General features: G+C 66.9%; 21 protein-coding genes and 2 pseudogenes. 7 read left to right on the top strand and 16 right to left on the bottom strand.

All coding sequences use genetic code 11. From position 1 onward, the window contains the following. Positions 1-130 precede the first annotated feature (130 nt). Complete coding sequence (locus tag B1A87_RS06490; RefSeq protein ID WP_078027838.1) at positions 131-1,045, top strand: GerMN domain-containing protein; 915 nt, start codon at positions 131-133, stop codon at positions 1,043-1,045. A 15-nt stretch (positions 1,046-1,060) separates the two neighbouring features. On the opposite strand, the gene B1A87_RS06485 is transcribed toward B1A87_RS06490, so the two are convergent. From B1A87_RS06485 to hrcA, 3 genes are read right to left on the bottom strand one after another with little or no spacing between them, the layout of a single operon-like run. Continuing rightward, the gene (locus B1A87_RS06485; protein ID WP_078027839.1) at positions 1,061-1,834 is read right to left on the bottom strand and encodes a 16S rRNA (uracil(1498)-N(3))-methyltransferase; all 774 of its coding nucleotides are present in this window, start codon (positions 1,832-1,834) and stop codon (positions 1,061-1,063) included. Positions 1,835-1,836: 2 nt separating this feature from the next. Next, positions 1,837-2,964, bottom strand: coding sequence for a molecular chaperone DnaJ (gene dnaJ / locus B1A87_RS06480; protein ID WP_078027840.1), 1,128 nt, complete (start codon positions 2,962-2,964; stop codon positions 1,837-1,839). A gap of 58 nt (positions 2,965-3,022) precedes the next feature. Further along, complete coding sequence (gene hrcA / locus B1A87_RS06475; RefSeq protein ID WP_078027841.1) at positions 3,023-4,036, bottom strand: heat-inducible transcriptional repressor HrcA; 1,014 nt, start codon at positions 4,034-4,036, stop codon at positions 3,023-3,025. Between the two features lie 213 nt (positions 4,037-4,249). Here hrcA and B1A87_RS06470 point away from each other — a divergent pair, with 213 nt between their 5' ends. Both B1A87_RS06470 and B1A87_RS06465 read left to right on the top strand, forming a co-directional pair. Then, the gene (locus tag B1A87_RS06470) at positions 4,250-5,104 is read left to right on the top strand and encodes a DUF3097 domain-containing protein (protein WP_078027843.1); all 855 of its coding nucleotides are present in this window, start codon (positions 4,250-4,252) and stop codon (positions 5,102-5,104) included. 213 nt (positions 5,105-5,317) lie between these two features. Beyond that, positions 5,318-5,737, top strand: a complete 420-nt coding sequence (locus tag B1A87_RS06465; RefSeq protein WP_078027844.1) for a DUF4870 domain-containing protein — start codon at positions 5,318-5,320, stop codon at positions 5,735-5,737. Between the two features lie 38 nt (positions 5,738-5,775). On the opposite strand, the gene hemW is transcribed toward B1A87_RS06465, so the two are convergent. Beyond that, on the bottom strand, positions 5,776-7,005 hold the full coding sequence (hemW, locus tag B1A87_RS06460; protein ID WP_078027914.1) for a radical SAM family heme chaperone HemW: 1,230 nt from the start codon (positions 7,003-7,005) through the stop codon (positions 5,776-5,778). A gap of 54 nt (positions 7,006-7,059) precedes the next feature. After that, on the bottom strand, positions 7,060-8,913 hold the full coding sequence (gene lepA / locus B1A87_RS06455) for a translation elongation factor 4 (protein WP_078027845.1): 1,854 nt from the start codon (positions 8,911-8,913) through the stop codon (positions 7,060-7,062). A 196-nt stretch (positions 8,914-9,109) separates the two neighbouring features. Here lepA and B1A87_RS06450 point away from each other — a divergent pair, with 196 nt between their 5' ends. Both B1A87_RS06450 and rpsT read left to right on the top strand, forming a co-directional pair. Continuing rightward, complete coding sequence (locus tag B1A87_RS06450) at positions 9,110-9,673, top strand: type II toxin-antitoxin system PemK/MazF family toxin (protein ID WP_078027846.1); 564 nt, start codon at positions 9,110-9,112, stop codon at positions 9,671-9,673. A 187-nt stretch (positions 9,674-9,860) separates the two neighbouring features. Next, positions 9,861-10,121: a 30S ribosomal protein S20 gene (rpsT, locus tag B1A87_RS06445; RefSeq protein ID WP_078027847.1), complete on the top strand. Its 261-nt coding sequence runs from the start codon at positions 9,861-9,863 to the stop codon at positions 10,119-10,121. Between the two features lie 134 nt (positions 10,122-10,255). On the opposite strand, the gene holA is transcribed toward rpsT, so the two are convergent. The 11 genes and pseudogenes from holA to B1A87_RS06400 all read right to left on the bottom strand — a co-directional run bounded on the left by holA (position 10,256) and on the right by B1A87_RS06400 (position 23,115). Further along, positions 10,256-11,272 carry a DNA polymerase III subunit delta gene (gene holA, locus B1A87_RS06440; RefSeq protein ID WP_078027848.1) on the bottom strand — a complete coding sequence of 339 codons (1,017 nt, stop codon included), beginning with the start codon at positions 11,270-11,272 and terminating at the stop codon, positions 10,256-10,258. Beyond that, positions 11,206-11,985 (bottom strand): ComEC/Rec2 family competence protein, encoded by a 780-nt coding sequence (locus B1A87_RS23670; protein ID WP_260680715.1) that lies wholly within the window; start codon positions 11,983-11,985, stop codon positions 11,206-11,208. The genes holA and B1A87_RS23670 overlap by 67 nt, the downstream gene beginning before the upstream one ends. Next, complete coding sequence (locus B1A87_RS23665) at positions 11,978-12,262, bottom strand: ComEC/Rec2 family competence protein (RefSeq protein ID WP_260680714.1); 285 nt, start codon at positions 12,260-12,262, stop codon at positions 11,978-11,980. The genes B1A87_RS23670 and B1A87_RS23665 overlap by 8 nt, the downstream gene beginning before the upstream one ends. Before the next feature lie 156 nt (positions 12,263-12,418). After that, a complete protein-coding gene (locus B1A87_RS23660; protein WP_260680713.1) occupies positions 12,419-12,754 on the bottom strand; it encodes a hypothetical protein in 336 nt (111 codons plus the stop codon). A gap of 465 nt (positions 12,755-13,219) precedes the next feature. Then, on the bottom strand, positions 13,220-13,906 hold the full coding sequence (locus B1A87_RS06430; protein ID WP_260680712.1) for a ComEA family DNA-binding protein: 687 nt from the start codon (positions 13,904-13,906) through the stop codon (positions 13,220-13,222). Positions 13,907-14,553: 647 nt separating this feature from the next. After that, entirely contained in the window at positions 14,554-14,739 is a 186-nt protein-coding gene (locus tag B1A87_RS06425) for a hypothetical protein (protein WP_078027850.1), read from the bottom strand. Positions 14,740-14,817: 78 nt separating this feature from the next. Then, positions 14,818-15,875: pseudogene (locus B1A87_RS06420) on the bottom strand (DegV family protein). 103 nt (positions 15,876-15,978) lie between these two features. After that, positions 15,979-18,483 (bottom strand): annotated as a pseudogene (gene leuS, locus B1A87_RS06415) (leucine--tRNA ligase); the annotation flags it as partial. 287 nt (positions 18,484-18,770) lie between these two features. Further along, on the bottom strand, positions 18,771-20,285 hold the full coding sequence (gene glpK, locus B1A87_RS06410; RefSeq protein ID WP_078027853.1) for a glycerol kinase GlpK: 1,515 nt from the start codon (positions 20,283-20,285) through the stop codon (positions 18,771-18,773). A 91-nt stretch (positions 20,286-20,376) separates the two neighbouring features. Next, complete coding sequence (locus tag B1A87_RS06405; protein WP_078027854.1) at positions 20,377-21,123, bottom strand: MIP/aquaporin family protein; 747 nt, start codon at positions 21,121-21,123, stop codon at positions 20,377-20,379. Positions 21,124-21,297: 174 nt separating this feature from the next. Next, a complete protein-coding gene (locus B1A87_RS06400; RefSeq protein WP_078027855.1) occupies positions 21,298-23,115 on the bottom strand; it encodes a glycerol-3-phosphate dehydrogenase/oxidase in 1,818 nt (605 codons plus the stop codon). Positions 23,116-23,252: 137 nt separating this feature from the next. Here B1A87_RS06400 and B1A87_RS06395 point away from each other — a divergent pair, with 137 nt between their 5' ends. Together B1A87_RS06395 and B1A87_RS06390 are read left to right on the top strand one after the other, a co-directional pair. Continuing rightward, positions 23,253-24,215 (top strand): sugar-binding transcriptional regulator, encoded by a 963-nt coding sequence (locus tag B1A87_RS06395; RefSeq protein ID WP_078027915.1) that lies wholly within the window; start codon positions 23,253-23,255, stop codon positions 24,213-24,215. 128 nt (positions 24,216-24,343) lie between these two features. After that, complete coding sequence (locus B1A87_RS06390; protein ID WP_078027856.1) at positions 24,344-25,213, top strand: aldo/keto reductase; 870 nt, start codon at positions 24,344-24,346, stop codon at positions 25,211-25,213. The last annotated feature ends 4 nt before the right edge of the window (positions 25,214-25,217 follow it).

The raw sequence follows: 25,217 nt of genomic DNA, 5'->3' as shown, positions 1-25,217 counted from the left end.
GTCAGCGGGGAACGGTTCGGCCTGCCCGCAGCCACAGCCGCCAACACACTCAGCACGCACATGCTGCTGATACGAAGGGTCCACAGACATCAGGCAGTCAGGAAGTTCCAGCCGGAAGGTAGCTTCGCGGATGCGCTCCGCGGTGCTCCTTGGGCTGTTCCCTGCCGCCTTGCTGCTGTCCGGCTGCATCGCCGACTCCGACCCCGCCGTCACATCATCGAACGTTCCCTCCACTTCCCAGCGCGCCGCGGGTACCGACGGCGTTCCCACCACCAGCGCGCCGCTGGAGACCATGCAGTCCTCGAACAAGGCGCCGGTGTACTGGATCGGGCGGAGCAACAGCAACGTCTTCCTCTACCGGGAGTTCCGGGATGTTCCGGACGAGGAGAACCCGATCACCCGGGCCTTGCGGGCCATGATGTCTGAAACACCCCTGGATCCGGACTACTTCACGCCCTGGCAGAACCCCAAGAACCTCGCGACGTCGATCTCGGGCACCAACGTCATCACGGTGGATGTGTCTGCCGACGCCTTCAACGCCAATCTCGACGCCGACATGGCCCAGCGGGCCATCCAGCAGCTTGTTTACACCGCGACGGCAGCGGGCGCGAGTTCCGGCCTGATCGACGCCGGCCAGCAGATTGAAGTCGTGATCCTAGTGGACGGGCACACCGACTACGTGGCTTTCAAGCACGTCAAGCTCGGCTCGCCCACGTCACGCAGCGCCGGGATGGTGGCGCCGGTGTGGATCATCGATCCCCAGCAGGGCGTGGAAGTCGCCGACGGCCGGGTCAAGATCACCGGGCGCAGCACCGTTCCCGGCGGCAAGCTGCACTGGCAGATCCTCAAGGTCCAGGAAAACGGCGACAAGCAGCGCTATCTGGCTGGCGAAACCACTGCGGCGAAAGAGCCGGGGGCCTCCGGAGCCTTCAACATGGCAGTCAATCTCGGACCGGGCAGCTACGAGATCCGGGTTTCCCAGATCAATCCCAGCCAGCCCGCCGAGGAACTGAACGTGGACTCGCGGGGTTTCACCGTACGCTAGTTGCCGGCACAGCCGTTACCAGCGGCCCAGGACATCACTCGCGACGACGACGGCGGCCGGTCCGGCGGTGGACGACCGCAGCACGTGCGGCCCAAGGAGGGCCGTCACCGCTCCCTCCCCGCATAGCCTGGTGACTTCCCTGGGGCTGATGCCGCCCTCGGGCCCGACGATGAGGAGAATCTCGGCGGGTCCGCCGTCCTCCGGCAGGCCGGCGTCGCGCCACCCCTCCAGAACCTGCCGCAGCGGCTTGACCGCGTCCTCGTGAAGGATCACCGCAAGGCCGGCAGCCGACACCGCGGCGGCCAGGCCCTGGGTATCGACGGCGGAGCGGACATCCGGTATCCAGGCACGGCGCGCCTGCTTCGCCGCGGCCGTCACGGCGGACTGCCACTTGGCGTGGGCCTTCGCCGCACGGTCGCCCTTCCACCGGACGATGGAGCGTTCCGACTGCCAGGGCACGACTGCGTCGATGCCGAGTTCGGTCGAAGTCTCGATCGCGAGTTCGTCACGGTCGCCTTTGGCCAGCGCCTGCACGAGGACCAGGCGAACGTCAGGCCGCTCCTCAACGGCGACGGATGCACATTCGACCGTCAGCGCCGCCGGCGCCACGCTCGACACGGTCCCGGTGAGCCTCTTGCCGGCGCCGTCGGCGATATCAACGCTCTCCCCCACTGCCAGCCGCTTGACCGTGACGGCATGGCGCGCCTCGGCCCCGTCCAGCGTGAATTGCGATCCCGGCGCCGCGTCGTCCAGCGCTCCGGCGGTGGTGAAGAATACGGGGTTGCTCACCGCTACAGGTTACCGAAGCGGTCCCGGAGCTTGGCGAAGACGCCTCCGCTGGCCGCGAGCTTGCCCTCGGAGAACTGCTCGCCCCGGAGCTTCGCAAGCTGCCGCAGCAGGTCTTCCTGCGCAGGATCAAGCTTCGACGGCGTCTCAACCTGCAGGTGCACCTTGAGGTCACCGCGGCCGTAGCCCCGCAGGTGCGTGACGCCGAGGCCGCGGAGGGTGATGATTTCGCCGGACTGGGTGCCCGCCTTGACGTCGATCTCCTGTTTCCCGTCGAAAGTGTCCAGGCTCAGTTCGGTGCCAAGGGCCGCGGCAGTCATGGGGATGTTCAGGGTGGCATGGAGGTCGTCGCCGTCGCGGACGTAGGTGGCGTCGTTGTTGACCCGGATCTCCACGTAGAGGTCGCCCGAGGGTCCGCCGGCCGGGCCGGCTTCACCCTGTCCGGAGAGCTGGATCCGGGTGCCGGTGGCCACGCCCGCCGGAACCTTGATGGTGAGGGACCTGCGGCTGCGGATCCGGCCCTGGCCGTTGCACTCGTTGCAGGGGTCCTTGATGACCGTTCCGAAGCCTTCGCAGGAACCGCACGGGGCGGCCGTCATCACCTGTCCGAGGATGGAGCGAACGGCCCGCTGGACCTGGCCGCTGCCGCCGCAGATGTCGCAGCGTTCCGGGTGGCTACCCTCGCGGCAGCATGACCCGTCGCACGTGGGGCAGGTGACCGCGGTATCCACCTCGATCTTCTTGTTGACGCCGAAGACGGCGTCGCGCAGGTCGATCCGGATGCTGATGAGGGCGTCCTGCCCCCTGCGGACCCGCGACGCCGGACCTGAGGTTCCCCCCGCGCCGAAGAAGGTGTCAAAAATGTCTTGGAACGCGAACCCCTGCCCGGCGTAGCCGCCGCCGCCGAAGCCGTTGTCAGTGCCGTTCTCGTTGCCTGTGGTGTCGTAGACCCGGCGCTTCTGCGGATCGGACAGCACCTCGTAGGCATGCGTGACGGCCTTGAACTGGTCCGAGGCATCTTCTCCGGGGTTGACGTCCGGGTGCAGGGTGCGGGCCAGTTTGCGGTAGGCCTTTTTGATCTCTTCGCCGGTGGCTTCCGGGGAGACTCCAAGAACGTCGTAGTGGCTGCTCAAAGTTCGTATCTCTTCCTCGTTGTACTGCCTGGGGTGCGGGGACCGCCGGGCCGTGGCATCACGGGCCCAGGATCCTCGAAAGGTAACGGGCCACCGCGCGTACGGCGGCCATGGTGGTGGGGTAGTCCATGCGGGTGGGGCCAAGGATCCCGACCTTGGCGCTGGCGTTGGGGCCGTAGCCGGTGGCTACCACCGAAGCCTCGGCGAGTCCGTCATAGGGATTCTCCCGGCCGATGCTGACGGCAACCCCCCGGGGGTCCTGCGCCATGTCGCTGAGGAGCCGGAGCATGACCACCTGCTCTTCGAGCGCTTCCAGGACGGGCCCGATGCTGAGCGGGAAGTCCACGTTGGACCGCGCGAGGTTGGCGGTTCCCGCCATAACCATCCGGTCCTCCCGGCTGCTGTGGGCGAGGGCTTCAAGAGCCCTGCTGAGGGCGACGGCGGCCCGGCGCTGGTCAGGCCCGCAGCCTGCCAGCACAGCGGCAAGGTGCTGCGGGAGCATGATCAGGGGTGTCCCGCCGACGCCTGCGAGGAACCGCGTCCGCAGGTCGGACAGGGCGTCCTCCCCCAGTTCCTGGCCGACGTCGATGACCCGCTGCTCAACCTTGCCGCTGTCGGCGATCAGGACGATCAGGACCTTGCGGGGGGCCAGCAGCACGAATTCGATATGGCGCACCACGGCACGGCTCAGGTGGGGGTACTGCACGACGGCGACCTGGTTGGTCAGCTGGGACAGGAGCCTGGCAGTCCGGTCAAGGACGTCGTCGAGGTCCTCAGATCCCTCCAGCAGCGACTGGATGGCGCGGCGCTCCGCCTGGGACAGCGGTTTGACAGCCGAGATCTGGTCCACGAAGAGCCGGTAGCCCTTATCGGTGGGGATCCTTCCGGCGCTGGTGTGCGGTGCCGTGATGAGTCCCTCATCCTCCAGCGCAGCCATGTCGTTGCGGATAGTGGCGCTGGAAACGCCCAGATGGTGGCGTTCAACCAAGGCTTTTGATCCGACGGGTTCCCGGGAATGGACGTAGTCCTCGACAATGGCGCGCAGCACCTCGAGCTTGCGTGGTTCGCTCATGGTCCACCTCCGATCGACCGTAACTGGCTTGTCAGGACGGCGCCCTGCAAGCCATTTTTTAGCACTCCACATGCCTAAGTGCTAACAAGTCTAATATGAGACGGCTCGTTGTTAGCATTGGTACCGCTCCGGGCGAAATTCCGGGCACCCTTCGGCCCGGCAGCAGATAAGTTGCCGGGGCGGCATCTTCCTAGTGCAAAGCGATGTGAACGAATGCAGTACCAGACCTGGGGCCCGCAGGAGATTGCGGCGCCCGCAAAGAATGACTTGCCGGAAGTGCCAGCAGAGCGCGGGATGGTGCTCGAAGAGGTCCAGTCGGGCTGGGTGGGCGCGGTGACCCGCGTGGAGAAATCCGGCGGGATGCACGTCGTGGCGCTCGAGGACCGGTGCGGGAAATCGCGGTCGTTCCGCCTTGGTTTCGGGTTCCTCCTCGAAGGCCGGCCCATCCGGCTGATGCCCCCTGCCCCTTCCGGCAAACCGCAGGGATCCGGGACAGCGGCGCGGACGGCGTCGGGTTCCGTCAGGGTGGAGGGCCAGCGTGCCCAGGTGGCCAAGGCGAGCCGGATCTGGGTGGAGGGCAAGCACGACGCCGAACTCGTGGAAAAGGTCTGGGGTGACGACCTCCGGGTGGAGGGCATCGTCGTCGAGCCTCTTCACGGCATTGACGACCTGGCGGGGGCCGTCGCTGCGTTCCGCCCCGGACCGGGCAGGAGGCTGGGTGTGCTGGTTGACCACCTGGTGCCGGACTCCAAGGAGTCCAGGATCGCCGCGGCCGTCATGGCTTCTCCGGGCGCCGCCGGAAACGTGCTGATTGTGGGCCACCCGTACGTCGACGTCTGGCAGGCCATCAGGCCGTCCGTGCTCGGCATCGCGCAGTGGCCGGTGGTGCCCCGCGGGACCGACTGGAAAACGGGCATCCTCACGGCCTTCGGCTGGCCGCACTCCACGAAGGAAGATGTCGGGCTTGGCTGGCAGAAGCTGCTCGGCGCCGTGCGGACCTATGCCGACCTCGAGCCGGCCCTGCTAGGCAGGGTAGAAGAGGTCATCGACTTTCTCACTGTGCCGTAGGCACAGCCTAGGGGTACCGCATCGTAGGACCGCTGGATACAGCGCCGTGGGCGTGAACGCACACCACGCTGTGGTTCGGTCGTCCATTCCGCGCCCGACCCAGTATTCTTGGTACGGCGCCTCACGCGCTGCCGCCTTCCGGCCCCACGGGCCGGCCGCGCCAGCATTGCAGGCACCGGCAATAACGCACCAACGCAAGTTTAAGGAAGACAAGTGGCAGAAGACGCTCGCGACCGCAGGGACACCCCGTCCGGCCAGGACCTGCCCCAGTACCATGGCGTTCCTGCCAATGCTCTGCCGCTGACGGCCAGCGAGGACAGGCAATGGGCCACGCTGGCCCACTTCGGTGGCATCCTGGGCTGCGTCCCGGCGCTGCTGATCTACCTGATCTTCCGCGACCGCGGGCCGTTCACGGCGCAGGAATCCAAAGAAGCCCTCAACTTCTCGCTGCCCCCCACCATCGCGGCGGTCCTCGCGAACCTCCTGGTGCTGCTTCCCGTGGTCGGCAACATCTTCGCTGTGCTGGCGACCCTCATCTGGATTGCCCTGACGTGCTTCTCAGTGTCCGCGGGCATCCACGTCAACCGCGGCCAGCCGCACCGGTACCAGTACAACCTGCGCTGGATCAAGTAGCCCTCCGGGGTCCCGCGACTCCGGGGTCCTGCGGAGAGTTAATCCGGCAGGATCCTTCGGACAACGGCATCCGCCAGCAGCCGGCCTTTGAGCGTGAGGACCAGCCGGCCCCGGAATGCCTCCGCGGGTGACACGAGACCGTCAGCAATGAGCCCTGCCACGGCGTGCCTGCCCAAGGCGGACAGCGAAGCCACGGCCAGGCCTGACGCCAGCCGGGCCTCGAGCATGACCGTCTCCACCTGGCGGGTTTCGGCGTCGAGGGTTTCGCGCCCTGCCGCCGGAGAGACGCCCGAGGCGAGCCGTCCGGCGTAGGCGGTGGGATGCTTGACGTTCCACCAGCGCACGCCGCCGACGTGCGAGTGAGCCCCGGGTCCGATCCCCCACCAGTCGTCGCCGCGCCAGTAGGCAAGGTTGTGCCGGCACGCCTGTTCCGGCGTGACGGACCAGTTGCTGACCTCGTACCAGTCAAGGCCGGCGTCGGAAATCAGCTGGTCGGCGAGTTCATACTTGGCGGCGTGGTCGTCGTCGTCAATCCCCGGAACCTCGCCCCTGCGGATCTGCGCCGCGAGCTTGGTGCCGTCCTCCACAATGAGCGCGTAGGCGCTGATGTGGTCCGGGCGGTAGGAAAGCGCGGTCTCCAGCGAGTAGCGCCAGTCCTCAAGCGATTCACCGGGCGTGCCGTAAATGAGGTCCAGGCTCACGGCCAGCCCCGCCTCGCGCGCCCACTGCACCACCAGCGGAACGCGGCCGGGTGTGTGCGTGCGGTCCAGAACCTTCAGGACGTGGGGCACGGCGGACTGCATGCCGAAAGAAACCCTGGTGAAGCCGGCGTCGGCGAGCACGCGGAGAGATTCGGGCGTCACGGAGTCCGGATTGGCCTCCGTGGTGACCTCGGCGCCCGGTTCGATCCCCCACTCGCTGATGGCGGCGCGGAGTATCCGGGCCAGGTCCTCAGCCGGAAGGAGCGTGGGGGTCCCGCCGCCGAAGAACACTGTGCGGAGCCGGCGGGCAGGAAGGCCCGACTGCTCCAGCGCGCGGGCGGCGAATCCCACCTCGGAGATGGCCGTGGAGGCATAGGCATCCTGCGACGCGCCGCCACCCAGCTCCGTCGCGGTGTACGTGTTGAAGTCGCAGTAGCCACAGCGTACGGCGCAGAACGGGATGTGCACGTAGAGCCCGAAAGCCCGGTCCGCGGCACCTTCCAGCGCCTGCGGCGGCAGGAGACCGTCCGACGGCGCCGGGTCGCCCAAGGGAAGAACGCTAGGCATGTGTCCCGCCCTGTGCACAAGTGGCGCGATGTCCAGGGAAAGCCACAGCAACCACTACTTCTTGGCCTTGTCCTTGGATTCGTCCGTGGTGAGCGCCGCGATGAACGCTTCCTGCGGCACTTCGACCCGGCCCACCATCTTCATGCGCTTCTTGCCTTCCTTCTGCTTTTCCAGAAGTTTGCGCTTTCGGGTGATGTCACCGCCGTAGCACTTGGCCAGGACGTCCTTGCGGATGGCCCGGATGCTTTCCCGGGCGATAATCCTGGAGCCGATGGCGGCCTGGATGGGCACCTCGAACTGCTGGCGCGGAATGAGTTCACGCAGCTTGCCGGTCATCATCACACCGTAGGCGTAGGCCTTGTCCCGGTGCGTGATGGCGGAGAAGGCGTCAACCTGCTCACCCTGGAGCATGATGTCCACCTTGACCAGATCGGCGACCTGCTCGCCGTCGGCCTTCCAGTCGAGCGATCCGTAGCCGCGGGTCTTGGACTTGAGGATGTCGAAGAAGTCGAAGACGATCTCGGCCAGCGGCAGGCGGTACCGGATTTCCACCCGGTCCTCCGAGAGGTAGTCCATGCCGCCCATGACGCCGCGCCGGCTTTGGCACAGTTCCATGATGGCGCCGACGAACTCGTTGGGCGCAAGGATGGTGGCGGATACCATCGGCTCGCGGACTTCAGCGATCTTGCCGGTGGGGTATTCGCTGGGGTTGGTGACGTGGACGACCTTCTTGTCTTCCAGCGTCACTTCATATTCCACGTTGGGGGCAGTGGAAATGAGATCCAGGTTGTATTCACGCTCGAGCCGCTCGCGGGTGATTTCCAGATGCAGCAGGCCCAGGAATCCAACACGGAAACCGAATCCCAGCGCGGCGGACGTCTCGGGCTCGTACACGAGCGCGGCGTCGTTGAGCATCAGCTTCTCCAGCGCATCGCGGAGCACCGGATAGTCCGTGCCATCCAGCGGGTACAGGCCGGAGAAGACCATCGGCTTGGCGTCGGCATAGCCGGGGAGGGAATCGGAGGCCGGCTTGGCAAGGTTGGTGACGGTGTCGCCCACCTTGGACAGGCGGACATCCTTCACGCCGGTGATGAGGTAGCCGACCTCGCCGACGCCGAGCCCCTTGGAGGGGGTGGGCTCCGGGGAGCTGACGCCGATCTCGAGGAGTTCGTGGGTGGCGCGGGTGGACATCATCTGGATGCGTTCGCGCGGGTGCAGCATGCCGTCAACGACGCGGACGTAGGTGACCACGCCGCGGTACGTGTCGTAGACGGAGTCGAAGATCATGGCGCGGGCGGGGGCGTTCGGGTCGCCCTCGGGGGCCGGCAGGTCGCGGACGATCTTGTCCAGGAGATCCTCGACGCCCATGCCGGTCTTGCCGGAGACGCGGAGCACGTCGTCGGGGTCGCCGCCGATCAGGTTGGCCAGTTCCGCCGCGTACTTCTCGGGCTGTGCTGCCGGGAGGTCGATCTTGTTCAGGACCGGGATGATGGTGAGGTTGTTTTCCATCGCCAGATAAAGGTTGGCGAGGGTCTGCGCCTCGATGCCCTGGGCGGCGTCCACGAGGAGCACTGCGCCTTCGCAGGCGGCCAAGGACCGGGACACCTCGTACGTGAAGTCCACGTGGCCGGGGGTGTCAATCATGTTCAGTGCGTAGCTGGTGCCGTCCAGTTCCCAGGGCATGCGGACGGCCTGGGACTTGATGGTGATGCCGCGCTCTCGCTCGATATCCATGCGGTCCAGATACTGGGCCTTCATGTCGCGGGACTGCACGACGCCGGTGTACTGAAGCATGCGGTCGGCCAGGGTGGATTTACCGTGGTCAATGTGCGCGATGATGCAGAAATTCCGAATGATGGCCGGATCTGTCGCGGCGGGCACCGGGGCGGTGCGGGCCATGGGAGACACGCAGGGTCCTTACTGTTGGCATTTCCGCGGCGTAGTTCAGGCTGGATTCTGGCCACCCTGCCACCTGCCGCATATCTGAGCCTCTAGTCTCCCACGTCCGGGCCCGTGGCAGTACATTCTGCATGCCCCTTGCGCCCCGGTGTCGTGTGGTCCCGGGTCCGGCCCGGGCGGCTGCCGCGGCGGTATCGTTGCCCGCATGGCCTTGAACCTCCGCACCGTCGGCAATGCGCTCCGATCGTCCTTCCGCTTCCTCGAGGGCCTGGGACGCACGCAGCGCTCCCGGGCGGCCACGGCGAAGAACACGCCGTCCCGGACGCCCGCACGGACCAGGACCCGCGCCGGAGCAGGCGGGCTGACCGGGACCTACCCCGGCGACTTCGCGGGCACTGCAACCATCCGGTACGCGCCCTCGCCCGACGGACGCCCGGACCCGGGTGAAGTGGTGTGGGCCTGGGTGCCCTACGAAGAGGACCATTCCCAGGGAAAGGACCGCCCGGTGCTGCTGGTCGGCCGCCACGGGCGGTACCTGCTCGGCCTGATGCTGACCAGCAAGGACCACGACGGCGACCCCCGCGGCCGCCGGGACTATGTCGACATCGGCACCGGACCCTGGGACCGGCTAGGGCGGCCCAGCGAGGCAAAACTCGACCGCGTCCTCCGGATCAAGCCCGCGGACATCCGCCGGGAGGGCGCCATCCTCGGCCGGGGCCAGTTTTCCCGCGTGGCCGACGCTCTTCGGCAGCTGCGCGGCTGGAAATAATCGCGGGCGCGCCGCGCCGTCGCTAAATGGCCACTGATGGCCGAAATCTGCTACTATTCATATCTGTGTGTCCGTGCAGGTCGACGGCCACTGATGGTTGGCCGCCATAGGTATCCCCACGCCGCTCAGTCAATGGCCAATCTGAAAGCCCTCTAGACCATTTCCGCATTAAAAAGAGAGTTCACACGTGGCAAATATCAAGTCCCAGAAGAAGCGCATCCTGACCAACGAGAAGGCTCGCCTGCGTAACAACGCAGTCAAGTCCGAGCTGAAGTCGGCCATCCGCGCCGTCAACACCGCCGTTGCGTCCACTGACAAGGATGCCGCTGCTACTGCGCTCGTTTCTGCCAGCCGTAAGCTGGACAAGGCTGTCAGCAAGGGTGTTCTTCACAAGAACAACGCTGCAAACCGCAAGTCGGCGATCTCCAAGAAGGTCAACGCACTCTAAGGTTTTCCAGTTCAACTGAACTGATGCTTGTGGCCGGCGCCGATGGTGCCGGCCACATCTCTTTAACGTGTTGACGCTCCCGGCTGGGGTGCCGTCGAACCCTGTTCTGGTCCTGCTGCTACCGGCCCCGGGTGCTAACGGCCACGGGCGGCCGTGGCGATCACGGTCACCGCGTGTTCGACGGCGTACACAGGGTCCCGTGAGAGGCCCTTGACCTGCGCGTCGGCCTCAGCCGTGACCTGGATGGACCGGGCAAGCCCCTCCGGCGTCCACCGCCGGACGTCGCGCTGAGCCTGCTCCACGAGCCAGGGCTGCATGCCCAGCTGTTTGGCAATCTGCGAGGATGACCCCTGGGCGCCGGCCACTTTGGCGACGGTCCTCAGTTTTGCGGCCAGCGCCGCCACCAGGGGAACAGGATCCGCGCCGGTGGCCAGGGCGTGGCGCAGGGTAGACAGCGCGGCCGGCCCGTTGCCGGCCATGGCGGCGTCGGCGACTTTGAAGGCGGTCGCCTCGATGCGGCCGCCGTAGTAGCGTTCAACCATTTCCGCATCAACGGCGGTGGAGGCATCGGCGATGAGCTGGCTGCAGGCCGCCGCCAGTTCGGACAGGTTGGCGCCGACGGCGTTCACCAGAGACTGCACGGCGTCAGGTTCGATCCGCCGTGAAGCCGCCTTGAATTCGGCCGCGACGAACGCGGTCTTCTCGGCATCCTTTTTCAGCGGCTGGCAGTCGACGACGGGCCATCCCCCGGCCTTGACCACGTCGAGGAGCTTCTTGCCTCGCACTCCCCCGCTGTGCCGGAGCACCAGCACTGCGTCCTGCTCCGGGTGGGCAAGATATTTGAGTCCATCCGCGAGGAAGGCGTCATTCATCGACTCGAGGCCATCCACCTCGATCAGCTTGCTCTCGCCGAACAGCGACGGGCTGACGTTCATGGCCAGCGTCCCGGGTTCGTACACGCCCGCATTGAGCCGGGTGAGTTCCACATCCGGAGTTGCCGCCCGCACTTGCGAACGGACCCGGTCCATTGCCCGGATGCCGAGATAGTCCTCCGGACCGGTGATCAGCACGACCCCGGCGGGAGTCACATCCCGCCACGTGGCCGAATTGGTGGCCGACGTCCTGGATCGTTGGGGCTGTGCAGCGGCCACTGGCGGTTCCTCCCGGGATTTGGATTGTTGACTCTAAGCCTGCCACGGCGCGCCGGCTGCACCAAGCCGCGGGCCGTCCTGCCAGGAGGGCCGGCCCGCGGGGACTTCCCGTCCAGCAGCCGGTCAAGCAGACAGGCCGTCCGGTGGTGTGCGGCCAGCACGAGGCGCATGGCTCCGGCGGGATGGGCCGCCGTCCAGACTGCCACCGCAGTCAGGACGGAGAACAGCACCATGGTGAGCAGCCCGAACGGGCCCTCGGGCCACGGCGGAGCCGCGCCCGGAAGGCCGGCGGTGAACCTGGCGATGGCGGCCACCCCGGCCGAGAAAATGCCCGCCGTGCCGATCAGTGCGGTAGCCAGCCACGGGACGAGGGCCACCAACGGCACGGCAGCCGTCCCCAGGATGGTGACCGGTGCCACCAGCGGCGCCACGAGCATGTTGGCCAGCAGCGAGTATGTGGAGAACTGCGGTTGCAGCACCACAATGACGGGTCCGCACAGTAACTGGGCGGACAGGGGCACGGCGATGCCGGCGGCCGCCCAGCGCGGGACTGAGCGTGGAACCCAGTCCATGATGTGCCGCCCCAGCACGATGATCCCCAGCGTGGCCAGGACAGAGAGCAGGAATCCGAAACTGGTGCCCAGCGCAGGATCGATGAGCAGCAGGGCAATGACCGCCAGGCACATGAAGCTCAGCCCCTGTCTCTTATACACATCTGCCAGCCAGCGATGCCAGGGCGATGGCGCCCATCAGCGAGGCCCTCAGGACACTGGCGTCCGGGCCCACCATCAGTACGAACATGCCGAGTCCGGCCAGGGCGCAGGCGGCAGCCGGGATCCTTGCCAGGCGCACGCTGCGCGCCGCCAGCAGCAGGGCCCCGAGGATGAGGCTGCAGTTTGCGCCGCTGACCGCGGTCAGGTGGGTCAGCCCGACGGTCTTCATGGCAGCCTCGAGTTGTTCATCCAGGCCACTGGTGTCTCCGGTCACCATGCCCGGCAGCAGCCCGCGGGCATCCGCATCCAGCCATCCGGCCGCAGCCGCGAAACGCCGCCCAGAGCGGCAGGCTCCTGCTGCCAGGCGGCGGCTGCCTCGAGCGTCACCGGAGGCGACGACGCGGTGAGCACACCGGCCTCCGCGTCGCCGGGATCAGGGGCCGCAGCTTGCCCGTCGCCCGACCAGCCGGCCCGGGACCGCATGCTCCCAGTCCTGTCCTCCCATGATGACTATTGCGGCCTCCGCCCGGAGCAGTCGGCCACCGGTGTTGAGTGTCTTGACCATCGCTGTCACCGCCCAGCGCTCTGCGAGGGGGGAACCGCCTGGCACTTTGAGCGCTCGAGGGGCGCCGGTGATTTCCACCTCCGCCACCACGGAGGCGTGTGCGGCGATGGCCCCTGCCACGGGACCGTCATGCCTCTGCGCGGCGGACACGGCCGAATGCGCCGCCGCGGCAGCGGCCAGGACCATGGCTGCCGCGACGGTCATCAGGAAGCTCCGCGGGAGGCGGCCTCCGGCGCCTCGCCTCAGCAATAGCACGAGGAGCAGTCCCGCCCCCGCGGCACACCCGCAGCACACGGCCAGCAGCCCGACGGGTGTAAGCCACGGACCCGCAACCGTTGCGATCCACACCAGCAGTGCGGCGGGCGCCAGGCGGACGTCAACGCGCCGCCGCAGCAGGCGGCGGCAGCCGTCTTCGGCTCATCCGGGACGAGCCGCTGCAGGACCATTTCGCGAAGTCCGTGCAGGACGGCTGCTTCCCTGCGGCTGGGATCGGCCGTGCCTGCTGCCGGGAATGTCCCCTGCGTCCTTCCGTCGGGTCGGATCGGGTCTGCAGTGCTACTGCGCACGGAGGCCGCGCTGGCGGAGGGCCTGCCGGTGGCGTCCGGACTGACTGCCGCCTCGACGTATCTGTGCCACCGGCTTCTGGCACCTCCACTGTTGCCGTCCATCTCAGACGGTCACCAGCGGAAGCAGTGTTTCGAGCATTTTGGGACCCACCCCGTCCACGGCGTCGAGTTCCTCGACGGTCTTGAACGGACCGTGCTCCTTGCGCCAGTCAACGATGCGCTGGGCCAGCACCGGGCCGACCTTTGGCAGCTCCGCGAGTTCTTCGGCTCCGGCACTGTTCAAATTCACCTTTCCGCCGGACCGGCCGCCTGTCGCCCCGGAGGTTGCCGGGCCCGTCCCTGCTCCGTCGGGCGGCACGGCGTCCGGAGCCCCATCGGGCGGGGTGGCTTCACCACGGCCGGGCACGTAGATTTTCTGGCCGTCCTCCAGCACGGACGCGAGGTTGAGCCGGTTCAGGTCAGCTGCCGGAGCGGCGCCGCCGGCTGCCGCAATGGCCTGGTGGACCCGGCTGTTTCTGGGAAGCTCCACGATGCCAGCCTTCTTGACGGCACCGGCCACGTGCACCACCACGGTACCTGCGGAGTCCCCTGCCTCGCCGCCGCCAGCCCCGGCCGGGCCATCGCCGCCGGCTCCCGCGGTACCTGAAGGAGCCGCCTTGGCGGCATCGCTTGTGACGGCGCTCAGCGGCATGACTTCAGGACCGGCGGTCGCGACCCTCCACCAGAACCAGCCGCCGGCGAGCAGCGACAGGACCCCAGCAGCACCGCCGCGCGAATGCCGAGCCGCCATCTGAGCCGGGCATCGGCCGTGCGGTCCTCCGGACCCGGGTCCGGTCCGGATCCCGGCCCGTTTCCGTAGGTGAACCCGTTGCCGTCCCCCGTGTCCAGTAGTCCGGGAAGGGCGCTCCCGGACGCAAGGCCGCCGTCCGCGTCCGGCAGCGGCCCGAGTGTTGCCGCCAGCCGCCTCGCCGCCCGCCCGTCGGCTGCATGATCGCCTGCCGCACGACCGCCTGCCGCACGGCGAGCGGGCGAACGGCGTCCGGCGCCGCCGCGCGACGGGGTGCTGGCTGCGGCTCCAGCGGTCGGGCGTGACATACCCACCACGCTAGGAGGCCTGTCTCTTATACACATCTAGATGTGTATAAGAGACAGTGTGGATACCGACGACGGATAGAGTGCGGGAATGAGACTCTCCTACCCTCACTGGATACGGTTTCAGGGCCACACCGTGGGCCTTGTGTGGCAAACCGATGACGGGTCGCAGGAAATCGGTGGCGACACTGACGCCCGCCGGGGAGCACTACGCCCCATACGTCGATGCCGCCGAGCGCCGCATCATCAAGGAGGTCCTCGACCGCGGACGGGCCATTCTGGCGTCCCACGTCTAGGCACACCGCCATGGTGATGGAGCGCTGGGGACGCCGCCGCCAGGTAGGGCTACTGCTGATACGTGATGTAGGCCTCGTACTGCACCCGCCACTTCTCGGGAGCCTTGGGGTCCGGGACGGTGGTGGTGAGGAACTGGACGCTGGTCACCTGGCCCTTGAGGTACTTCAGCCATTTGGTGACTTCGCCGGCGACGTCCTTGTCGAACTGCGCCACGTGATGGACCTGCATTGCCATGGGAGCCTCCTTGGTCGGTGGGGAGACTGTACTACCAGCGGCGGGGCCCGGCCAGCCCTGATCCGGTGCGCACTCCGCCTAGGCCGTGGGCTGCGCCGGCCGGTCACGTTCCGGCTTCCGTTGGCCGTCCGCGGTGGCGGTGGACCCGGCCAGCGAGGTGCTGCTTTCACCCACGATCACGGCAAGGACGCCGAGGCCGGCGTGGGCGGCCAGCACGGCCGGCAGTGCACTGGTCTGGGCCTCCGGAGTGTCCGGCAAAGCGGCCGCCAGCCGGGCGGCAAGAAGCTTGGCTTCCGCCTCGTTGCCAAAGTGGTGGATGGCCAGCCTGGCCTCCCCCCGCGGCCTGCCCGCGGCGTCCGCCACCACGATCTCCTCCAGCCGGGCAATGGCTCTCGCAGCGGAGCGGACCTTCTCCAGCGGCACGATCTTGCCGCCGTCGACCGCTAGGATCGGCTTGATCGAGAACATGGCCCCCACAAGGGAGGCGGCCGCGCCGATCCGGCCGCCCCGGCGCAGCTGCTCCAGGCTCGGCACGTAGAAATAGACCTTGGCCTTGGCAACGCGCTCTTCGGCGAGCCTGCGCACTTCCTGTCTCTTGGCGCTGCGCCCGTCCGCCGCCGCCACTACGGCGCTCTGCACGGCCAGCCCCTGGGCCATGCCCACGGACCGGGTGTCCAGGACCTCGACGGGAATGCTGACGCGGCCGGCCGCCACCCTCGCCGACTCGGCCGTGCCGGAGAGATCACCGGAAAGGTGGATGGACACCACTGACTCGAAGCCTTGGCGTTCGGCTGCCAGGTAGGCCTGTTCGAACTGCCCGGGCGACGGCCGGGACGTCTTGACCGGTGTGGCGGCGGCCAATGCCACGGCAATAGTTTCGGCGATGTCGTCCTCGCCCTCACCGTAGATTTCCCCCCCACCATGACAGGCATGGGGATGACGGCCAGCCGCCCGTTGAGGGAGAAGGCCCTCACCCAGTCGGCGGGCAGCGCGGCGGCGGAGTCGGTCACCACTGCCGTGCGCACGACGACGGCGGGCTCGCCCGTCGTCGGGCCCTGCCCCGGCCGGGTGGCCTGGCGCAGACGGACGAGGTGTTCCTTCAGCCACAGCCAGGCTGCCGGTTCGCGGTCGATCACGGCACACCTCCTGCAGTTCTGGCCGGCCGCCGGCGATGCCGGCGGCCGGAACCCGACTAGGCCGGTGTCTCTTATACACATCTAGATGTGTATAAGAGACAGCCAGTTTAGGTGCTCGCACAATGACCGTCCGGATGCCGCGGCCGTCGAGTGCCCGCTGGACGTTTTCCGAGGCCAGCGCAAGCTCGCGCAGCTCATCCTCGGAGATGGCGGGCGAGACCTCCAGCCTGTCCCTGACCTTGCCCTGGACCTGGACCACCGCCGTGATGGTGTCCTGCACGAGCAGGGCCTCATCGTGGGCGGGCCAGCCTGCGTTGGCAACCGAGGCCGGGTGCCCCAGCACGTTCCACATGTCCTCGGCGGTGTACGGGGCGAACAGGCTCAGGATCACGGACACGGCCTCAGCGGCTTCGCGCACGGCCGGATCGGCACCGCCGGCGCCGGAGTCGATGGTCTTGCGCGTGGCGTTAACCAGCTCCATCAGCTTCGCCACCACGACGTTGAACTTGTTGTTGTCCAGCAGCTCGGCGGCGTCCGCAATGGTCCTGTGCGTGACTGACCGCAGGGCCCGGTCGCCCGTGCTGAAGTCCACGCCGGGCCCGCTGGTCACATCCTGCCCCAGCCGCCAGGCGCGCGCCAGGAACTTCGCGGATCCCGACGGCGAGACGTCCGCCCAGTCGACGTCGTCTTCGGGCGGGGAAGCAAAGATCATGGTCAGCCGGACGGCGTCCACACCGAACTTGTCCAGCTGCTCGCCCAGGTCCACGCCGTTGCCCAGTGACTTGCTCATGGCCTTGCCGCCGTTCAGGACCTGGCCCTGGTTGAGCAGCGCGCTGAACGGCTCGTCCGCCGCCAAGAGGCCCATGTCGTGAATGACCTTAGTGAAGAAACGGGCGTAGAGCAGGTGCAGAATGGCGTGCTCGACGCCGCCGACGTACTGCCCCACCGGCATCCAGTCGTTGATCTTCTTGGGATCAAACGGGCCTTCCGTGTAGTGCGGCGACACGAACCGCAGGAAGTACCAGGAGGAATCGACGAACGTGTCCATGGTGTCCGTGTCCCGCTGGGCTGCCCGTCCGCAGTTCGGGCACTCGACGTTGACCCATTCAGCGGCCGCAGCCAGGGGGGACGTGCCCCGCGGGGACAGCGCCTCGCCGCGCAGGCCCTCGGGAAGCGTAACCGGCAGCTGCTCGTCGGGCACCGGCACTTCGCCGCATTCGGCACAGTGGATGATGGGGATCGGAGTGCCCCAGAAGCGCTGGCGGCTGAGGAGCCAGTCACGCAACCGGAAGTTCACGAACTTCTCCCCGGTGCCCTGCTTGCCGAGGATTTCGATGGCGGCCGGAATGGCCTCCGCCTTGGGCAGGCCGTCAAGCGCACCGGAGTTGATCAGCGTGCCCTCCCCCGCCGTTGCCTTGCCGGAGACGGCGGGATCCTCCTCGCCGGTGTCCAGCACCGCGCGCACGGGCAGCCCGAACTCCCTGGCGAAGTCGAGGTCACGCTGGTCGTGCGCGGGCACGGCCATGATGGCGCCCGTGCCGTAGTCGGCCAGGACGTAGTCAGCTGCCCAGACCGGCAGCTTTTCACCGTTAAGAGGATTGATGGCGTAGCGGCCGGTGAACACGCCGGTCTTTTCGCGCTCGGTGGACTGGCGTTCGATGTCCGAAAGGGCCTTGATCTTTTCACGATAGGCCATGAGTGCATCGTGGTGTTCCGGGGTGACCAGGTCCAGGGCCAGGTGCGCGTCCGCGGCCACGACGAAGAACGTGGCCCCGTGCAGGGTATCCGGACGAGTGGTGAAGACGGTGACTTCACGCTCGGCGCGTCCGTCAGAGGCCTCGATCACGAACCGGACATGTGCGCCTTCCGAGCGGCCGATCCAGTTTCGCTGCATCGCCAGTACTCGCTCGGGCCAATGCCCCTGCAGCTCGGACATGTCGTCCAGCAGCCGGTCCGCGTAGTCGGTGATCTTGAAATACCACTGGTTGAGCGACTTCTTGGTCACGGGCGTGCCGCAGCGCTCGCAGGCGCCATTGACGACCTGTTCGTTGGCCAGAACGGTCAGGTCCTTGGGGCACCAGTTGACCGGGGAGTCCTTGCGGTAAGCGAGGCCGCGCTCATAGAAGCGCTTGAACAGCCACTGGGTCCAGCGGTAGTACTCAGGGTCGGACGTGTGCACCCGGCGGGACCAGTCAGCGGAGATGGCGTAACGCTTGAACGAGGCCGCCTGGGTTTCGATGTTCGCGTACGTCCACTCACTCGGGTGGGCGTTGCGCTTAATAGCGGCGTTCTCCGCAGGCAGGCCGAAGGAGTCCCAGCCGATCGGGTGCAGGACGTCGTATCCCTGCTGGCGAAGGTACCGTGCCACGACGTCGCCCATGGCGAACGCCTCGGCGTGGCCCATGTGGAGGTCGCCGGACGGGTAGGGGAACATGTCCAGCACGTAGCGGCGCTCGCGGGAACCGTCGTCGGCCGGGGTGAAGACCTTGAGGTCCTCCCATACCTGCGGCCACCGGGCCTCCATGGCCGCGAAGCTGTAGGCGCCCTCCTCGGGGCTGTCGGCTCCACCTGCTGTTGTTCCGGTTTCGGTCTCCGGCTGAACGCTCACTGCTGCCCTCTTCTGTTCTGTCATGACGTCTGTCCTGTCACAACGGTCTGATCCCCTGCCGCCTGCCGGGAATGCGTCCCGGACACACAAAAGCCCCTCGACATGGAGGGGCGGCCGCTCGGTAATCCGTATTTGTCCGGGATACCGGGCGGCTAGCTAAGCAGAAGGATCGCACGCATAAACCTACTCTAGCGCACCGGGCCGATCCCCCCACGGCAGAATGAGCATTTTGAGGAGGGAGGCCGCACCGCCGGGGCGGTGCGGCCTCCCTCATCCAGGGCGGAAAGTTACTTCACGTCGTCGTCCACCCAGTCCATGGCCTTGGTGACGGCCTTCTTCCACAGCCGCAGCTGCCGGTCCCGCTCTGCCGGGTCCATGGCCGGCTCCCACCGCTTGTCCTCGGACCAGTTCGCGGACAGCTCTCCGAGGTCCTTCCAGAAGCCGACGGCGAGGCCGGCGGCGTAGGCGGCACCGAGCGCGGTGGTCTCCACCACCTTCGGACGGATGACGGGAACGCCAAGGATGTCCGCCTGGAACTGCATGAGGGCATCGTTGGCAACCATTCCGCCGTCGACCTTCAGCTCGGTGAGCGGGACGCCGGAGTCCGCGTTGACCGCGTCCAGCACCTCGCGGGTCTGGAAGGCTGTTGCCTCCAGGGCGGCCCTGGCGATGTGGTTCTTGTTGACGAACCGCGTCAGGCCCACCATGGCGCCCCGGGCGTCGGAGCGCCAGTACGGCGCGAAGAGTCCCGAGAAGGCAGGAACGATGTACACGCCGCCGTTGTCCGGTACGGCGGCGGCAAGGGTTTCCACTTCCGGGGCGCTGCTGATCATGCCGAGGTTATCCCGCAGCCACTGGATGAGCGAACCGGTGACGGCGATCGACCCTTCCAGGGCGTAATGCGGCGCCGCGTCCCCCAGCTTGTACCCGACGGTGGTCAGGAGCCCGTTCTTCGAGTGGACGATCTCCTCGCCGGTGTTGAAGATCAGGAAGCAGCCCGTGCCGTAGGTGTTCTTCGCTTCACCGGTCTGGAACGCAGCCTGGCCGAACGTGGCGGCCTGCTGGTCGCCCAGGATGCCGGCCACGGGAACCTCACGCAGCAGCTGGGATGTGTGGACCGTGCCGTAGACCTCGGATGAGGACTTGATGGCCGGCATCATGGTCACCGGAACCCCGAAAATGCCCAGGATCTCTTCGTCCCACTGCAGCGTCTCCAGGTCCATGAACAGCGTCCGGGACGCGTTGGTGACGTCGGTGACGTGCACGCCGCCGTCCACGCCGCCCGTCAGGTTCCACAGCACCCAGCAGTCGGTGTTGCCGAAGACCAGGTCCCCGGCCTCGGCCTTGGCCCGGGCGCCTTCGACGTTGTCCAGGATCCACTTGATCTTGGTTCCCGAGAAATAGGTGGCCAGCGGCAGGCCGACCTTTTGCTTGAATCGCTCCGCGCCGCCATCGCTGGCCAGTTCATCCACGATCGGCTGGGTCCGGGTGTCCTGCCACACGATGGCGTTGTAAATCGCCTTGCCGGTGGTCTTGTCCCACACCACCGCCGTTTCGCGCTGGTTGGTGATGCCGACGGCGGCGATGTCATGCCGGGTCAGGTTCGCCTTGGACAGCGCGGAGCCGATGACCTCGCGGGTGTTGTCCCAGATCTCGGCGGGGTCATGCTCAACCCAGCCGGCCTGCGGGAAGATCTGCTCGTGTTCCATCTGCCCGGAAGACACAATGCTGCCGCTCTGGTCGAAGACAATGGCGCGGGTGCTGGTGGTGCCCTGGTCGATGGCGATTACGTATTGGCTCATGATGACGTCCTTGTCGTGGTGCTTTCTACTGAGGAAATGTGCGTAAAACGGAAAAGCATTGTGCTGCCGGAGTCGTGCCGTGGATCAGGTGTCAGGTGGCCGCGGTGAATACGATCGGAAGCAACCCCACCAGGCCTGCCAGGGTTCCGCCGATCAGCGGGCCCACCACCGGAATCCAGGAGTAGCTCCAGTCGCTGGACCCCTTGCCCTTGATAGGCAATATGGCGTGCGCGATGCGGGGCCCGAGGTCACGGGCCGGGTTGATGGCGTAGCCGGTGGGGCCGCCGAGGGACACGCCGATGCCGACGACCAGGAGCGCCACGGCGAGCGGGCCAAGCCCTGACGGTGTTCCGCCGAAGGTGAGGATGACGAAGACCAGCACAAACGTGCCGATGATTTCAGTGATCAGATTCCACGGCGTGGAGCGGATGGCCGGGCCGGTGGAGAAAACGCCAAGTTTGTTGGCCGGCTCCGGCTCGACGTCGAAATGCTGTTTGTGCGCCAGCCACGTGACCACGGCACCCAGGAATGCTCCGGTCAGTTCCCCACCGAAGTAGGTGAAGGTGGATGCGAAGTCCACTGGAACGCCGGGGGCATACTCTGCCTTGCCGTTGACGAGCAGGCCCAGGGTGACGGCCGGGTTCAGGTGGGCGCCTGACCGTGCGGCAACGTAGACACCGGAGAAGACGGCGATGCCCCATCCCCAAGTGACCATCAGGAACCCGCCGTTGTTGCCTTTCGTGCCTTTCAGGGCAACGTTGGCCACCACTCCGCAGCCCAGCAGGGTCAGCATGCCGGTTCCGAAAACTTCGGAAAGAAAAACCAATCCAAGAGACATCTTTGACTCCTCTATTTTCTGTTGTCAGTCCTTCGCAAGGTTGAAGGACGGTTGTGCCGTCACCGCTACGCTGCTGGTGGCGGCGGCCGGGCCGGGTCGACTGTGCGGTGGACCCGGTCCGGCCCTGACGCCCGGGCTGCCCGGCCCGGGCGCCGGGGTCTGTGTGACCCTGGCTCAGGAGACGAGGCTGTGGACCTCGACGCCGTGGTATCGCTTGAGCACCTCCTGAGCGTGGTGGATTTCGGCGGCCTGGTCTGCCGCGTCCCATCCGAGGGGCGCAGCCAGGATCTCGGCGATCTCGTTGAGCAGCTCGCCGGTGACGAGCCCGCGGAAGGCAAGGGATGTACGGCGGATCAGGACATCCACGAGGTGGCCGATCTGCTCGTTGGCTGCCATGTACTCAAGCTCGCGGACGCTGAGTTCCCGGGTGGAACGCAACAGGCTGTCAGGGCCACCGTCGAGGTGGCCGATGACCTCGCCGGCACGGGTGCCGTAGCGGGTCAGGAGGCCTGCCACGCGGTCGGCATCCCGGTCCGCGTTCATGTGCGCCTTGATCCACTTCTGGATTCCGGCCTCGCTGTCCGGGAAGCCGGCGCCGCCGCCGATGGCGAGTTTCGCCGTCGAGACTTTCCGTTCCATGGCCAGTTCGGCGAGGACGTCGTTGCTCAGGTGTTCGGCGAGGGCCCGGAACGTGGTCCACTTGCCGCCCACGAGGCTGAGTACGACGGCGCCGCTGCCGCCGGCTTCAGGCGCTCGCCGTTCGATGCGGTAGTCCCGGGAAACGAAGCCGGGCTGGGTGGCGTCATGCCTGGGCAGGGGCCTGACACCCGAGAACGTGTAGACGATCTGTCCCCGGCTAACGGTGATGTCGGGGAAGACGTGGCCGATGAGGTCGAAGAAGTAGTCGATTTCGGCGTCGGTGCAGACCGCGTCCTGGGACATGTCAGCATCCACGTCCGTGGTGCCCACCAGCACGCGGTCCCCCATGGGGTAGATGAGGACGATCCTGCCGTCGGTGTGTTCAAAGAAGATCTCGCGCCCGTTGCAGGCGGCCAGCAGGCCGGGGTGGTCGAGCACGATGTGCGAGCCCTTGGTGCCGCCCATGAAGGACGTCGCGGCCCCCATGGCCTGGTTGGTGAGGTCAACCCAGGCGCCGGTGGTGTTGATGATGACATCCGCAGTGAAGTCAAAGACCTTGCCGGTCAGTTCGTCGCGGAGCTCCACCGTGCTGGAACCGGCTCCGTGGGATTTGATGGAGGCCAGCGCCAGGTAGTTGCTGGCGCGGGCGGTCTTCCCCGCCTTCGCCGCCGCTGCCGTTCCCGCGCCGGTCTTTCCACCGGCTTTCTCGCCGTCCTGAAGGACGTCGAGCGTGAGGCGCTCGGGGTTGTGGACGGAGGCATCGAAGTAGGTGGCCGCGTACTTGATGCCCGGGTGCAGCATCGGCAACTCGGCGAGGGCCCGCTTCCGTCCACGGAACTGGTGGCGCGGGACGTTTCCGCCGTCACGGGAAAAGGAGTCGTACAGGCTGAGGCCGAGCTTGATCAGGAAGGCCCCGCGTTCCTTGGGTTTGCCGTGCTGCTTGTGGGTCAGGAACCGCAGGGGCGCCGCCAGGACGCCGGAGAAGGTGCTGAAGATCGGGATGGTGGTCTGCAGGGGTTTGACGTAGTGCGGGGCGATCCGCAGGAGGCGGTTGCGCTCGACGACGGATTCGCGGACAAGGCGGAACTCTCCGTTTTCGAGGTAGCGGATACCGCCGTGGATCATGTGCGAGGACGCGCCGCTGGCGCCCTGGCAGTAGTCCCCGCGTTCCACCAGTGCCACGTCGACGCCCTGCAGGGCGAGGTCGCGGAAGGTGCCGACGCCGTTGATGCCGCCTCCGACAATGAGGACACGGGCGTTCGGCCGCTGCCGCAAACTGCCCACCGAGGCGCGCTCTGACGAGCCCCGGGCGCTGGAAATGAACGGATGGCCAGATGAGTCCTTGAGTCCCAAATCTGCTCCTTTGGGTTTGGTCCGTGGGCTTTGGTGCAGGCGGCGCGCCTTGGGACGCGCCGCCGTTCACCACTATTGTTCGAAGCAATGGAAAATGGAGTCAAGCACTATGCACAAACGTGCAGAACGGATCGAACATGCCGCGTCCACGACATTCCGAAGCCCTCCGGGCCGCACAGTTGTATTACCTGCAGGATCTCACCATGGACGCGATTGCACGGGAGCTCCGGACGTCCCGGTCCACAGTTTCGCGGCTACTTTCGACCGCCCGCGAAACGGGCCTGGTCCAGATCCAGATCCGCAGTCCGCTGGACACCGGCCCGGAATTGGAACGGATAATCCGGACGCAGTACAGGGTGGATGTGCACGTCGTACCCGTCCTGGACACCCTAAATGAGGCCGAAACACTGGACCGTGTGGCCATGCAGGCCGCCCGCACCATCGGTCCGCTGGTGGACTCCAACGCCATCATCGGCGTGGCCTGGGGTTCCACCCTCAGCGCGGTCAGCCGGCACCTGACCCGCAAGATCACGCACGACAGCGTGATCGTGCAGCTGAACGGGGCGGGCAACATGCAAACGACGGGCATCACGTACGCGAGCGACATCATGCGGCGCTTCGGCAGCGCCTACGGAGCCCGGGTGGAACAGTTCCCGGTTCCTGCCTTCTTCGACCATGCGGCGACGAAGACGGCCATGTGGAATGAACGGAGCGTGCAACGCATCCTGGATCTGCAGTCCCGCATGAGCATCGCCATCTTCGGCGTCGGCTCCGTCGACGCCGACTATCCCAGCCACGTATACGCGGGCGGTTACCTCGACGAGGACGATCTGAACATCCTCGCGAGCTCCGACGTCGTGGGTGATGTGGCCACCGTGTTTTTCCGCGGCGACGGGTCCTCGCACGGCATCACGCTGAACGAGCGGTCCACCGGCCCGTCGCTGGATCAGCTCCGCCAGGTCCGCCGAAGGATCTGCGTGGTCTCCGGCGCGTCCAAGATCAACGGCCTCCGGGGCGCCCTCGCCGCGGGCCTGGCCACGGATCTGATCCTGGACGAGGCGTCGGCCCGGCGCCTGGTCAGTTTCGACGGCGCGAACTAAGCGACCGAGTCTTGCACGGCAGAGTTCGCCGTGATTCCGTGGACAGCCCGGCCAGCGGGTTACGAATCTTCCGCCGGGGCCGCGGGCAGTTCCGCGCGTCCCTGCGCCGTATCGGTAGAGTCATAACCATGACTACCTCACCCCGGCTCAGCCTGAACAACGGCGTGCTGATCGACCAGTTGGGATTTGGGCTCTACAAGGTTCCGCCTGAGGACGCCGCCAGGTTGGTGGCCACGGCCCTGGAAGCGGGATACCGGCACTTCGATACGGCGGCAATGTACGGGAACGAATCCGGCGTGGCCCGCGGAATCGTCTCGCTGTACGGGATTCAGGCCGCCCCGGGCGGGTCAGGCGAGGCCGCGCCGCCCACTTCGCGCGAAGACCTCTTCATCACCACCAAAGTCTGGAACGACGACCACGGCTACGACGCCACGCTCCGCGCCTTCGATACGTCCATGGTCAACCTCGGGCTCGAGTACGTTGACATGTACATGATCCACTGGCCGTGCGCCAAGCGCGGACTTTTCCAGGAGACATACCGCGCCCTTGAGACCCTGTACCACGAAGGAAAGGTGCGGGCGATCGGGGTATCGAACTTCCTGCCGCAGCACCTGGACCGCCTGCTGGAGACCGCCGAAGTGGTGCCTGCCGTCAATCAGATCGAGCTTCATCCCTGGCTGCAGCAGGCCGAGCTGCGGGAAAAGCACCGGGAGCTGGGAATACTCACTGAGGCCTGGAGCCCGCTGGGCCGCGGGCAGGTCCTGGAGGATCCCGTCATCCTTGCGCTCGCAGCAGAGCACAAAGTGACGGCGGCCCAGGTCATTCTCCGCTGGCAGCTGCAGCTAGGCAACATCGCCATTCCCAAGGCCAGCTCCGCGGACAGGATCCGGGAGAACCTCGATATCTTCCGCTTCGAACTCTCTGACCTCGACATGGCGGACATCGCCGGCCTGGACCGCGGCTACCGCACCGGCTCCCACCCCGACAACGTCAACTAGGGCC

The sequence above is a fragment of the Arthrobacter sp. KBS0703 genome, from assembly GCF_002008315.2.
Classification (GTDB): domain Bacteria; phylum Actinomycetota; class Actinomycetes; order Actinomycetales; family Micrococcaceae; genus Arthrobacter.
This window is presented reverse-complemented; position numbering and strand designations above follow the sequence as displayed.

Excerpts from the sequence above, each read along its gene's own strand:
- B1A87_RS06490 (WP_078027838.1), top strand. The coding sequence starts at position 131 with ATGCGCTCCGCGGTGCTCCTTGGGCTGTTCCCTGCCGCCTTGCTGCTG.
- hrcA (WP_078027841.1), bottom strand. The coding sequence starts at position 4,036 with ATGAGCGAACCACGCAAGCTCGAGGTGCTGCGCGCCATTGTCGAGGAC.
- B1A87_RS06470 (WP_078027843.1), top strand. The coding sequence starts at position 4,250 with ATGCAGTACCAGACCTGGGGCCCGCAGGAGATTGCGGCGCCCGCAAAG.
- hemW (WP_078027914.1), bottom strand. The coding sequence starts at position 7,005 with ATGCCTAGCGTTCTTCCCTTGGGCGACCCGGCGCCGTCGGACGGTCTC.
- B1A87_RS06450 (WP_078027846.1), top strand. The coding sequence starts at position 9,110 with ATGGCCTTGAACCTCCGCACCGTCGGCAATGCGCTCCGATCGTCCTTC.
- B1A87_RS23665 (WP_260680714.1), bottom strand. The coding sequence starts at position 12,262 with ATGGTGACCGGAGACACCAGTGGCCTGGATGAACAACTCGAGGCTGCC.
- B1A87_RS23660 (WP_260680713.1), bottom strand. The coding sequence starts at position 12,754 with ATGACCGTCGCGGCAGCCATGGTCCTGGCCGCTGCCGCGGCGGCGCAT.
- B1A87_RS06430 (WP_260680712.1), bottom strand. The coding sequence starts at position 13,906 with ATGGCGGCTCGGCATTCGCGCGGCGGTGCTGCTGGGGTCCTGTCGCTG.
- B1A87_RS06425 (WP_078027850.1), bottom strand. The coding sequence starts at position 14,739 with ATGGCAATGCAGGTCCATCACGTGGCGCAGTTCGACAAGGACGTCGCC.
- glpK (WP_078027853.1), bottom strand. The coding sequence starts at position 20,285 with ATGAGCCAATACGTAATCGCCATCGACCAGGGCACCACCAGCACCCGC.
- B1A87_RS06405 (WP_078027854.1), bottom strand. The coding sequence starts at position 21,123 with ATGTCTCTTGGATTGGTTTTTCTTTCCGAAGTTTTCGGAACCGGCATG.
- B1A87_RS06395 (WP_078027915.1), top strand. The coding sequence starts at position 23,253 with ATGCCGCGTCCACGACATTCCGAAGCCCTCCGGGCCGCACAGTTGTAT.
- B1A87_RS06390 (WP_078027856.1), top strand. The coding sequence starts at position 24,344 with ATGACTACCTCACCCCGGCTCAGCCTGAACAACGGCGTGCTGATCGAC.